Origin of the sequence: Inhella proteolytica (assembly GCF_016093275.1) — a bacterium.
Lineage (GTDB): Bacteria > Pseudomonadota > Gammaproteobacteria > Burkholderiales > Burkholderiaceae_C > Inhella > Inhella proteolytica.
In genome coordinates, this window is sequence record NZ_JAEDAK010000013.1 from 114,886 (window position 1) to 126,106 (window position 11,221).

At 68.7% G+C, this 11,221-nt stretch carries 8 protein-coding genes and 1 pseudogene; 6 read left to right on the forward strand and 3 right to left on the reverse strand.

What is annotated here, in order from left to right:
- Nucleotides 1–102: 102 nt before the first annotated feature.
- A complete protein-coding gene (locus tag I7X39_RS17300; protein WP_198112418.1) occupies nucleotides 103–2,901 on the reverse strand; it encodes a TonB-dependent receptor in 2,799 nt (932 codons plus the stop codon).
- Between the two features lie 477 nt (nucleotides 2,902–3,378).
- Here I7X39_RS17300 and I7X39_RS17305 point away from each other — a divergent pair, with 477 nt between their 5' ends.
- From I7X39_RS17305 to I7X39_RS17325, 5 genes are read left to right on the forward strand one after another with little or no spacing between them, the layout of a single operon-like run.
- A complete protein-coding gene (locus I7X39_RS17305; RefSeq protein ID WP_198112419.1) occupies nucleotides 3,379–4,668 on the forward strand; it encodes a cyanophycinase in 1,290 nt (429 codons plus the stop codon).
- A 2-nt stretch (nucleotides 4,669–4,670) separates the two neighbouring features.
- The gene (locus I7X39_RS17310) at nucleotides 4,671–5,789 is read left to right on the forward strand and encodes a succinylglutamate desuccinylase/aspartoacylase family protein (RefSeq protein ID WP_198112420.1); all 1,119 of its coding nucleotides are present in this window, start codon (nucleotides 4,671–4,673) and stop codon (nucleotides 5,787–5,789) included.
- A 37-nt stretch (nucleotides 5,790–5,826) separates the two neighbouring features.
- A complete protein-coding gene (locus I7X39_RS17315) occupies nucleotides 5,827–6,816 on the forward strand; it encodes a GlxA family transcriptional regulator (RefSeq protein ID WP_198112421.1) in 990 nt (329 codons plus the stop codon).
- On the forward strand, nucleotides 6,813–7,784 hold the full coding sequence (gene astA, locus I7X39_RS17320) for an arginine N-succinyltransferase (RefSeq protein ID WP_198112422.1): 972 nt from the start codon (nucleotides 6,813–6,815) through the stop codon (nucleotides 7,782–7,784). The genes I7X39_RS17315 and astA overlap by 4 nt, the downstream gene beginning before the upstream one ends.
- Nucleotides 7,781–8,494 carry an arginine N-succinyltransferase gene (locus I7X39_RS17325; RefSeq protein ID WP_198112423.1) on the forward strand — a complete coding sequence of 238 codons (714 nt, stop codon included), beginning with the start codon at nucleotides 7,781–7,783 and terminating at the stop codon, nucleotides 8,492–8,494. The genes astA and I7X39_RS17325 overlap by 4 nt, the downstream gene beginning before the upstream one ends.
- Before the next feature lie 9 nt (nucleotides 8,495–8,503).
- Here the strand turns inward: I7X39_RS17325 and I7X39_RS17330 are convergent, their stop codons facing one another.
- Nucleotides 8,504–9,058 carry an NADPH-dependent FMN reductase gene (locus I7X39_RS17330; protein ID WP_198112424.1) on the reverse strand — a complete coding sequence of 185 codons (555 nt, stop codon included), beginning with the start codon at nucleotides 9,056–9,058 and terminating at the stop codon, nucleotides 8,504–8,506.
- Nucleotides 9,059–9,077: 19 nt separating this feature from the next.
- Here I7X39_RS17330 and I7X39_RS23825 point away from each other — a divergent pair.
- A pseudogene (locus I7X39_RS23825) lies at nucleotides 9,078–9,191 on the forward strand (IS110 family transposase); the annotation flags it as partial.
- A gap of 429 nt (nucleotides 9,192–9,620) precedes the next feature.
- Here I7X39_RS23825 and I7X39_RS17335 read toward each other — a convergent pair.
- A complete protein-coding gene (locus I7X39_RS17335) occupies nucleotides 9,621–10,094 on the reverse strand; it encodes a DUF5680 domain-containing protein (RefSeq protein ID WP_198112425.1) in 474 nt (157 codons plus the stop codon).
- Nucleotides 10,095–11,221: the final 1,127 nt, after the last annotated feature.

Genomic DNA, 11,221 nt, shown 5'->3' on the forward strand with positions numbered 1-11,221 from the left:
GAGAACCCCCCGGGCGGCACGGAAAAGCAAACGGCCAAGCACCTGGTGGGTGCTTGGCCGTTCGGGCCGGCAGGTCCGCGACCCGGCAGCGGTTCAGGGCGCTTACTTCAGCGCGTAGTTCAGGCTTACGAAGAAGGAGCGGCCGCGCGGATCACCGTAGGTCGGATCCCAGGTCACCTGGAAGTAGCGCGACTGGTTGGTGAAGGGCGGGGCGGTGTCCAGCAGGTTCAGCACGCCGGCGCGCACGCGCAGCTGCGGGCTGAAGCGGTAGCTGCCGGTCAGGTCCCACAGCGAGTAAGCCTCGACGTCTCGCTTGTCGTAGGCCGGGGCGGCCAGGCCTTCGACGTTCTGGTCCCGGTAGCCGGCCAGGTAGGTGTTCGTCACGGTCAGGCTCACGGGGCCGTAGTCCCAGTCCAGGTTGATCTTGTGGCGCCAGCGTTGCACCGCCTTGTCATCCTTGAACTTGCCCAGGCCGTCCACCAGCGGGGAGCGTGGGTCGGTGGAGAACTTGTACTCGGTGACCAGGGTGCCGTTGAGGCCGGCGCCGAAGCGGCCCAGATCGGTGGCGTCGGTACGGACGTTGAGCGAAATGTCCAGACCCGAGGTATTCAGCTTGCCGCGGTTCTCCTTCTTGACGGAGATGTATTCCACGAAGCCGTCGGCATCGCGTTTCACCACCTTCGGGTCGTTGTACAGCGCGGGCGTGATGAAGATGGTCTCTTCGCCGATCTGCGAAATGATGTCGGTCTTGCGGATCGTCCAGAAGTCGAGGCTGCCGCTCAGGTTGCGCGAGGGCTCGAACACCACGCCAAGGCTGGCCTGCTTGGACTTCTCGGGCTTCAGCTCCGGATTGGAGTAGCGGTCGATGGGCAGCTGGCCGACTTCCTCGCTGACCGGGTCACGCACGAAGCTGGCCGTGATGCCCGAGCGCAGGGGCAGGAACATTTCCGACACCGTGGGTGCGCGGAAGCCCGTGCCGTAAGAGGCCCGCGCCAGCAACTGCTTGACCGGCTTCCAGCTGATGCCGAGCTTGGGGTTGGTGGTGCTCAGGTCGGGTGAGGTCTTCTTGGAGGCCGCGTCGTAGACGCCGTCGTAGCGGTCGTGGCGCAGCGCGAACTGCGCTTCCAGCTGGCGGCTGATGGGGGCGCTCAGTTCGGCGAAGAGGCCCGCCACATTGCGGGAGTGGTGGGTGTCCTGCAGCAGCTCGCCCGAACTGGAACGATCGTTGTTCACGTCATTGGCCTTGAGCACGTCGGTGGCATGGAACTCGGTCTTTTCCTTGCGCAGTTCGGCGCCCATGGCCAGCATCAGGTCGCCACCGTCCAGTTGCGTCAGGGCGCGGGTCAGCTTGCCGTCCAGGCTGGTCGAAGTGCCCTTGGAGATGCGTGCCGCGCCGTCCAGTCGGATCGACTCCATGAAGGCCTTGCCGGCCGAGCGGTCACTCGGGTTCACGAAGGGGTTGTAGGCACCCGACTTGATGCCCGATTCCAGGCGCGACAAGGACACCCAGCCGGACAGATCCGTGTCCTTGGCCTTGTTCACGCTTTGGCTGAGGGCGGTGTCGTAGTCCCAGCCTGCCAGGGTGCCGGTGGCGCCCAGCACCAGGCGGCTGGCATCGCTTTCCACCCGGCTGGTGCGGTAGCCCGCGTCCTCCAGGCGGAAGCGGAAGTCCACCGGGCCGGTGACGCCCGTGACGGCTTGCAGCGAAGTGGGCAAGGTGATGCCGGAGGAGGTGCGGAAGCGTGCGGTGGCGGGCGAGGCGGCGTAGTCGGTTTGAGCCTTGGCCAGCAGGCCTTCGGCAAACAGCTGGTTGTCCTCGTCCAGCTGGAAGGAGACACGGCCCATCACGCTCTGCTTGTCGGCCTTGGGGTAGATCTGCGAGCCCGCCACGTAGTCGTAGGAGCAGCCCTCGCGGCCGCCCAGGCTGGTGCCGTCCACGAAGTTGGGATTGGGCGCGCCGGTGCAGCTGCCCTTGCCGAAGTTCACGCGGCGCGAGCCCGAGTTCGGGCCACCCGGGTTCCATGTGCCGTCGGGGTTCGTGCCTTTCAGCGCGGTGCTGGGGTTGGCGCGCACGAAGTTGTTCAGCGCGGTCAGCTGGGCACTGGACAGATCCACGTTGGCCGGGAAGGAATTGCTGGAGGCTTGCGGAGGCAGGCTGGTGGGCAGGCTGTACTCGCGGATGAACTTGCGCTGCGAAGCGTCCAAGGCGTCCAGCTTCTGCAGATCCAGCGTGGCAAAGGCGTTGAAGCCGTCCTTCTTGAGGTCGCCAATGCCGCCGCCCACGGTCAAGGTCTTCTTGCCGCCGCCACCCTGGTCCGTGTCGAGCGCATAGACGCTGATGTCCGCGCCTTGGTAGTCCTTGCGGGTGATGAAGTTGATGACGCCGCCCATGGCGTCGGTGCCGTAAATGGCGGAAGCGCCGTCCTTCAGCACCTCGACGCGCTGGATCGCACCCGCAGGGATGCTGTTCAGGTCCACGCCGGCATCGTCGCCGGGGCTGGCGAAGTTGGCCAGGCGGCGCCCGTTCAGCAGCACCAAGGTGCTGGAAACGCCCAGGCCGCGCAGGTTGGCGCCGTTGAAGCCGCGCTGGCCGCCGCTCTGGTCGGAGATGGAGGCGCCGTCGGTCAAGCCGCCGACGTTGGCGGTGAGCTTCTGCAGCAGCTCGGCGGCGGTGGTCACGCCGATCTTGTCGATGTCGCCGCGCTTGATCACTTCCACCGGCAGCGGCGTCTCGCCATCCAGGCGCTTGATGCTGGAGCCGGTGATTTCGACGCGCTCGAGCTTTTGCGAGTCCTGCGCCGGAGCGGGGGCTTGGGCCTGGGCCTGAACCTGCGAGGCAGCCAGAGCCAGCAGCGAAGCCTGGCACAGCAGCGACAGGCGATGGAGAGAGGTGTGCGACATGGTGCGGTGGCCCGTGGGGGGCAAGGCGGAGGGGATGGGCTGGATTCTGGAAACCTCGGGCCTTGCCGCATCAGCGGGTTTTGGCGCAAGGGTCGCTTGGCGGCAACTCGGTGTCGCCTGCAGAAAAGCGGCGTGGCGTGGCCGCTGCGCCATTTGCCTGAAAGCGACGCCGACTTTCGCACCGCGCCAGCCGGTGTGAGGGAAGCGCCGGCCACCCGTGTCGATTTGGGGCGGAGAGGTGCTGCAGGGCGCCATCGCCAGCCGGCAAGCCCCGCTTGCACAGAAGCGACGCCGACTTGCAGCCGCCCACCCCCTGGGGGCTCAACCCGCTGTGGCCCTGGCACAGCCCCGCTGAACATCGCGCCCCGCAGCGGCACCCCGGCCGCCGCGTTTCGCTTTCGCTGTCGGAGACCGCCCGTGCACCCCGCCCGTCGCCTTGGCCTCAAAGCCGCCCTGTTGTGCAGCCTGGCCAGCCTCATGCCCCTTGCCCTTGCCGCCACCCGCCCTGAGGCCCCCGCTCGCGTGGGCACCGCCATTGCCATCGGCGGCGCGCTGAAGATCGACAACGACGCCGTCTGGCAGCGCATCGTGCAGGAAGCCGGCGGCCCCGGCGCGCGCTTTGCCGTGCTGGCCACCGCGGCCGACAACCCCAAGCGCTCGGGCGAGCGCAGCGCCGAGGCCTTGCGCCGCGCCGGCGCCCAGGCCGAGGTGCTGCCCGTTGCCCCCAAATGGGGTAGCGATGAATGGAAGCAGCTGCGCGACGACCCGCAGCTGGCCGAGCGCGTGGCCACGCTGCAGGGCGTGTTCTTCACCGGCGGCGCGCAGGAGCTGATCGTTGACACGCTCAAGCCCCAGGGCCGCGAAACCGCGCTGCTCAAGGCCATCCGCCAGGTGCTGGCGCGCGGCGGCGTGGTGGCCGGCACCAGCGCCGGCGCGGCCATCATGAGCGAGTGGATGTTCCGCGACGCGCAGGACAGCCTGGCCGTGCTCAAGGGCCGCATGCGCGAAGGCCAGGAGATCGACCGCGGCCTGGGCTTTGCCGGCCCGGCCTTGTTCGTGGACCAGCACTTCCTCAAGCGCGGCCGCGTGGGCCGACTGCTGCCGGTGATGGTGGCCAAGGGCTACCGCTGGGGCCTGGGCGTGGAGGAGAACAGCGCCGCGCTCATCCGGGGCGATCAGATCGAGGTCATCGGCGCGCGCGGCGCGCTGCTGGTGGACCTGGGCGCCGCCCAGCCCGCGCCCGAGGGCGGCGCCTTCGGCCTGCGCGGCGCGCGCCTGAGCTTCCTGGACCGTGGCGACCGCTTCGACCTGCGCAGCGGCGAGTTCACCCCCGCGGCGGACAAGCTGGCCGGCCGCATCGACCCCAACGCCTCCGGCTTCAAGCCCTACTTCAAGCAGGCCGCCTACTTCCCCGACCTGCTGGGCGACAACGCCATCGCCAACGCCATGGCCCAGCTGGTGGACAGCCCCGACCGCGAGCTGCGCGGCCTGGCCTTCAACGGCCGCGCCCTGGCCGGGCTGGACCCGCTTGATCCCGAGCCCACCCTGGGCTTTGACTTCCGCCTCTACAAGGGCCCCGACACCCTGGGCTGGTTCACCGGCGCCTGGGGCGGGGAGGACTACTCCGTGGCCCGCATCTACCTGGATCTGCGCCCCGTGCGCATGAGCCATCCGCTGCACCAGCCCTGGGCGGCGAGCAAGAAGACTCCCGACACCCAAGGCCCCGCCAGCCGCAGCACCGCCGGCCAACCCTCCGAGCGCCTCTGACCATGCGAACCCAAGAACATCCCCTCAGCGCCGCCCCCGTGGGCAGCGTCCGCACCCTCACCAGCCTGCATTTCGGGCCTGCCGGTGGCCGCCGCGCCCTGCTGCAGTGCAGCCTGCACGCCGATGAGATCCCGCCCATGCTGGTGGGCTACCACCTGCGCCAGCGCCTGGCCGAGCTGGAGGCCCAGGGCCGCCTGCAGGGCGAAGTGGTGCTGCTGCCCGCCTGCAACCCCATCGGCCTGGGCCAGCAGGTGTGGGGCCGCCTGCAGGGCCGCTTTGACGTGGCCAGCGGCCAGAACTTCAACCGCCATTACCCCGACCTGGTCGAGGGCGCGCTGGCGCGCTTCCAGGCCAGCGGCCAGGCCTTGCAGGACGACACCGCCGCCAACGCCCGCGCCCTGCGCCAATGCCTGCAGGCCGAGCTGGCCGCGCGGCCGGCCGCCAGCGCCCTGCAGCAGCTGCGCCACCAGCTGATGCAGCTGGCGCTGGACGCCGATGTGGTGCTGGACCTGCACTGCGACAACGAAGCCGTGATGCACGTCTACGCCACGCCGCAGTTCGAGGCCCATGCCCTGCAGCTGGCCGAATGCGTCAACGCGCCCCTGCTGCTGCTGGCCGAAGAAAGTGGCGACGCCCCCTTCGACGAAGCCCACTCCATGATCTGGCCGCGCCTGCGCGCGCGCCTGGGGCCGGCCGTGCCCTTGGCCTGCTTTGCCGCCACCGTGGAGCTGCGCGGCGAGGCCGAGGTGCAGCATGAGCTGGCGCAGGCCGACGCCGAGGGCCTGCTCGCCTTCCTGGCGCAGCAAGGCTTCATCAGCGGCATGCCCGCCACCGCGCCGGCCCAGCCCTGCCGCGCCCGCCCGCTGGCTGGTTGCATTCCCCTGGTGATGCCGCACGCCGGCCTGCTGGCCTGGCGCCTGCCGCTGGGCCGCACGGTGGAGCAGGGCGAGCACCTGGCCGACCTGATCGACCCCGTGGCCGGCACCTGCACCGCCATTCGCGCTCCGGTGGCTGGGCTCTTCTTCGCGCGCGAGCTGCAGCGCTGGGCGCAGGCCGGGCAATCGGTCGGCAAAGTGGCGGGCGAGCAGGCCTTGCGCAGCGGCAAGCTGCTTTCTGCTTGAATCCAGCCCCATGCAATCCCACGCGAGTTCCTGCTGAATGGCCCTGAGCGACGTCGCCGTCTGCCTGCTGCCCGGCGCCTCGCGCCTGGCTGCGCAGGCGGTGGCCGAGCTGCTGGAGGGCGCCAACGCCCTGCTGGACACGCCGCGCTACCGCGTGCACCTGCTGGCCCTGGGCCAGCCCCTGCTGGAGCGCCCCTGGGACCAGTTCTGGCTCGTCGCCCCCTGGCGCTCCATGGTGGACAGCGAGGCCCTGGCCGCCTTGCCCGGCCAGCTGCAGGCTCTGGCCGCGCGCCAGGCCCTGTTGGGCGGGCTGGAAGGCGGCGCGCTCTGGCTGGCCAGTGCCGGCCTGCTGGAAGGGCGGCGTGCCTGCAGCATCGAGTGGCTGCGCGAGCACCTGCAGCGCCAGCACCCCGGCGTCATCTGGAGCCCCGGCCTGTGGGAACTGGACGCCAGCCCCGGCCAGCCCCAGGTGGCCAGCTGCTCGCGCCCCCTGGCCGTGCCGGACCTGCTCTTGGCCCTGCTGGCGCGCGAACACGGCGAGCCCCTGGCGCGCCAGCTCGCCGCCCGCCTGGGCCTTTCGGCGCTGCGCGCGCGCGACGAACGCGTGCTGGGGGAAACCGCCGGCCACGCCCTCATGCCCCCGAAGCTGGCCGAGGCCCTGGCGCTGATGCAGGCCAACCTGGCCGAACCCCTGCCCACCGACGAAGTGGCCCGCCTGGTGGGCCTCTCGCGCCGCCAGCTGGAGCGCCTGTTCAAGCAGCACCTGGACAGCCTGCCCAGCCGCCACTACCTGGAGCTGCGCCTGCAGCGCAGCCGCGAGCTGCTGCAGCGCACCGGTCAGTCCATCCTGCAGGTGGGCCTGGCCTGCGGCTTCACCAGCGGCCCGCACTTTTCCAACGCCTACAAGGCCGCCTTTGGCTGCACCCCGCGCGAAGAGCGCGCCCGCGAGCTGGCCGGCCTGCGTGGCCAGCGCACCCCTGAAACCAGCGGCGGCACACTTGCGCGCGACGCGCGCCAAACTGCATGAACCCCTCCGACTTCCAGCTCCGCCCCGTGGCCGAGCCCGATCTGGACGCCCTGCAGGGCCTGGCCGCCGGCGTCTCGCCCGGCATCGGCTCGCTGCGCAACGACCGCCAGCTGCTCGCCCAGCGCATCGAACGCTCGCTGCAGGCCTTCGCCACCGCCGACGACGACGTCAGCGGCGAGGAAAGCTACCTCTTCGTGCTGGAGCAGCAGGGCCGGCTGCTCGGCTGCTCGGGCATCGCCGCCCGCGCCGGCTACGGCTCGCGCTTCTACAGCTACCGCAACGAATTCGTCGTCGCCACCAGTGCCGCCCTGGGCCTGACCCAGCGCACCCACACCCTGCACCTCTGCCACGACCTCACTGGCGCCACGCTGCTCACCTCCTTCTACATCGCCCCCCAGGCCCCGCTGGAGGCCGCGCAGCTGCTCTCGCGCGCCCGCCTGCTGTTCCTGCAGCTGCACGCCGCGCGCTTTTCCGACCGCATCGTGGCCGAGTTCCCCGGCCTGCTGGACGCCCAAGGCCACAGCCCGTTTTGGGACGCCGTGGGCCGGCGCTTCTTCGACATGGACTACCCCCAGGCCGAGGCCGTGGCCGGCGGCCGCAGCAAGGCCTTCATTGCCGACCTGATGCCCCAGTCCCCCATCTACGTGCCCCTGCTGCCCGAAGCGGCGCAACGCGCCATCGGCCAGCTGCACCCGGACGGCGAACTGCCCTTCGACATCCTGCTCAGCGAAGGCTTCGACGCCGAGAGCTACATCGACATCTTTGACGGCGGCCCCACCGCCGAAGGCCGCCTGCAAGCCCTGCGCAGCGTGCGCGCCGCGCGCCCGGTGGGCGAACTGGCCGGCCAGGCCTGCATCGCCTGCACCCGCACCCGTGAAGGCTTCCGTGCCCAGCTGCTCGCCCCCGGCGCCGTGCCCCCCAACCCCGACGCCCTGGCCACCCCGCTGAACCTGGAGGCCCTGGCATGACGATCGAACGCTGCGACACCCGCCCCGCCGGCGCCCCCTGCGCGCAGGAAGACGGCGGCCACTGGCTCTGCGCGCGCGCACCCGGCGGCGCCCTGCTGGCGGCCCTGCACCTGCAAGCCGCCCTGGGCCACAGCCGCGCGCGCTACAGCTTCCACCTCGGCCGCGTGGTGCACGCCGCGCCCGAGCTCGGCCTGCACCAGGTGCAGACCACGCTGCAGCTCGGGCACGACGCCACCGGCGAGGCCGAGCTCAGCGGCCTCTACCTGGCACCCGAACTGGATCCGGATGCCGCCGCCCCAGTGCTGGACGCCTTGCTGCACGAGGCCCTGGCCCAGCTGCAGGGCCTGGCCCGCTCCGCCCCCCATCCCGCCGAATGGGTGCTGGTGGAGCTGCCCGGCTGGCGCGACGCCCAGGGCCGCAGCCCCTTCTGGGACGGCCTGGTGCGCCACTTCCTGCCCAGCCCGCCCCCCGAGCCCGCGCAACTGGCCGAACGCTTCGGCCCCGCGCTCAGCACCCACCTGGGCGCCATGCTGCCGCGCCAGCTCATCCACGCCGCCTTCCTCGCGCCCGCCGCGCAGGCCGCGCTGGGCCGCTGCGCCAGCGCGCTGGAGCCCTGGCACGCAGCCCTGCAGCGGGCCGGCTTCGCCGACTGGCGGCACTGCCGCATCGAAGACGGCGGGCCGCTGCTGGCGCGGCGGCTGGCCGGCTGAGGCCCGGGCTCAGCTCAGCGCAAAGCAGGGCCCGCCGGCACCACCGCCCGCGGCATACCGTGCCAGCGCCTCCAGGCTGGCCCGCACCGCATGGCACACCGCGTCCGAGCGGCGCATCGCCGCTTCAGTGGTGCAGGTGCCCAGCAGCGGCAGGGTCACCGAGGCCTCGGTGACCTGCACCATGGACATCGTCCGCAGCACCTCGCCCAGCGCCGCGTAGGCGTGGTGGGCCCGGGGGGAGGTGTTCACCAGCGCCACCGGCTTGGCCACGCTGCCCTCGAAGCTGACCAGCCAGTCGAGTGCGTTCTTCATCGGCCCGGAAATGCCATGCGCGTACTCCGGGCTGGCGATGAACAGGGCATCCGCCTGTGCCACCGCAGCCCGCAGCGCGCCCACGGCCGCGGGCGGCTGCGACTCCAGATCCGGGTTGAACAGCGGCAGGCTGCCCAGCCCCGCGTACACCGTCACGCGCAGCGGCGCCGGGGCCAGTGAGCAGGCCACCCGGCACAGCGCCGAATTGATGGAGTCGGCGCGAAGGCTGCCGGAGATGGTCAAGATGTGCATGAGTTGAAGCGGGTAGGGGGGCTGGCAAAAGGCGGTGGTGGCGCTGGCCAACAACCATGCGCGCATCCTGTGGGCGATGCTGGCGCGAGGGCGGGCGTTTGATCCAGGCTACGTCAGCTTCCAGCCGGCCTGACGAAGCCCGCCAACCCGGCAAACCCAACTTCCCAGACTCAGTCTGTTCGCGCAACTGCAAACACAGGCTGGGCCCGGACTCCGGCAGTCCGGGGACTGACGGTGCCTGGCGAAGGGCTGGGCCGCCGGCCCAGCGCGGCCTGCCAGGCAGACCGGCGCTGGGACAGCTCGATAACCCTTCTGTGGCAGCCCATGGCGCCACGACGAGTGAATGGAGCCCCGCCGAGCGGTTCGTAAAGGGTCCGTGCGGAATCACTCGAATGAAACTCCGACACAACAAGGCCGTCTGCAGATTTGCAGTCTGAATGTGCCCGCGCTGCCGACTCGCTGAATGTCCGTCCGGAACTGAAAAGGCAGCCGAATACCGCTTTGAAAGGAAACCCACCTGGCGCTTGATCAGTGGGGAAGTCCCTGTAGACGGGTTGCTGGCTCAAGCGAGCGAACCTCCATTGAACCGAAGCTCGTACACAAGCGAGCCGCTTTGCGTGATGCGCTCTACACCATGAAACCCTTCGAGAGAACCTTCGGTTGTGCAGGTGTAGAGCATTTGCTCGGCTTGCAGTGAAGCGGGGCCACGGACCGGAAACTCAGGCGGGGCACTCAGCAGTGCTTGCCGTAGAAATGCATAAACCGGCTTGAAGGAGGCCGACTGTTCTTTGCCAATCAAACCACCGCTGTAGCTCATGGACCAAATGGCGCGGTTGTTGAGATAGACGATTTCCTGCCCGACAAACTGAACCAGACCAACGTAGATGTCCCGATAGAGAAAGGCTCCGGCCCGGTGCTCAAGCTGCTTGGAGTCCTGAAGCGCAGGGGTGACAGAGGCTTCATCGCCTTGCCCTGCGTATGTGGCTGCCTTGGCAGCCCGCAAGAACTGGGTGAACTCGCTCGACAGTGCGTTCATGGAATAAGCAACCTAACGAATGAAAGGGGCTTCCTCGCGTCCTGAATCGACCCGGGTTTCCTAGACACCCGAGAGCCGTTGGGAATGGCGTCGTTCGAACTCGACTGGCATCAAAGTGCCACGATGGGGTTGCAAAAACTCTCATCTTGCCTAGGCAGTGCTGGCCCGAGGCGAGGCCTTCAAGCGACCGAGCTGAGCGCCACCGAGTCGACCGATCAAGCCGTCCAACCGGAGAGCACCCGAACCCCTTTTCCCGCCGCGTGGCCGGCACGTCGTTGATGTGCAAAGGTTGGACCTGTTCGGGGTGATTCTGTTGAATTCAAGGGAGCAGGAAACCGGCTCCGGCTAACGTCGGAGCTAACCTGCCCGCAGCGGCATGACGCCGCAGGGCCAGAATGAAATGAGGCCCGACGGCGGCATGCCGTCGCGGGTCCGGTTGAGCGACATGCTAGGCTTCACCTTGGGCGATCTGTAGTTTCAATCTGCTCCGTCACAACACCCTCATTTACGGTCACAAGAAGATAGCGCTCATACTCTGACTCGTATCCCATATGGACGTACCGAGTTTGTTCGCCCCGGGGGACTAACAGCCTCCCAGTAAACCAGGATGCAAAGACTTCGCCATTGGCGTTCAAAAACAAACTATTCAATGGTAATTCTCTCGGCTCCTTGTCGCATGGGCTTGAGACTATCCTAAGCAAAACCAGTCTGTTGTCTCGAATCTCCCAAAATGCTACATAACCTCTCCAAGAGGCGGAACACCTCGTTTTACTAATGAACGCTTTCAGTTTCTCACGAGCTTCGGTTCGCTCCCGGAGATACTCAGAGAGTGGCTCGGAGAAGATCGCAACCTTTTCTCCGTTAAGGAGCAATTGATCGGGAAACTGTGCAGTTGCGCTGACGCCAAGCGGCAGTGCGAGGAGCAGTGCTACTAGGGTTCGACTAAGGGGCATGTGACGCCTAACGAATGAAAGGGACTTCCCCGTCCCGAGCGGCCCGTAATAAGCGGGAAACGGCAACGAGTGCCACGATGGGGTTGCGAAATCTCATCAACTGACTCGAAAGGGGAAGTCCATGGCCATTGTGTGCGTCGGCATCGACCTGGCGAAGAACGTGTTTGCCCTGCA

Coding starts and splice junctions, on each gene's coding strand:
- I7X39_RS17315 (WP_198112421.1), top strand. CDS start 5,827: ATGGCCCTGAGCGACGTCGCCGTCTGCCTGCTGCCCGGCGCCTCGCGC.
- I7X39_RS17305 (WP_198112419.1), top strand. CDS start 3,379: ATGCCCCTTGCCCTTGCCGCCACCCGCCCTGAGGCCCCCGCTCGCGTG.
- I7X39_RS17330 (WP_198112424.1), bottom strand. CDS start 9,058: ATGCACATCTTGACCATCTCCGGCAGCCTTCGCGCCGACTCCATCAAT.
- I7X39_RS17335 (WP_198112425.1), bottom strand. CDS start 10,094: ATGAACGCACTGTCGAGCGAGTTCACCCAGTTCTTGCGGGCTGCCAAG.
- I7X39_RS17300 (WP_198112418.1), bottom strand. CDS start 2,901: ATGTCGCACACCTCTCTCCATCGCCTGTCGCTGCTGTGCCAGGCTTCG.
- I7X39_RS17310 (WP_198112420.1), top strand. CDS start 4,671: ATGCGAACCCAAGAACATCCCCTCAGCGCCGCCCCCGTGGGCAGCGTC.
- I7X39_RS17325 (WP_198112423.1), top strand. CDS start 7,781: ATGACGATCGAACGCTGCGACACCCGCCCCGCCGGCGCCCCCTGCGCG.
- astA (WP_198112422.1), top strand. CDS start 6,813: ATGAACCCCTCCGACTTCCAGCTCCGCCCCGTGGCCGAGCCCGATCTG.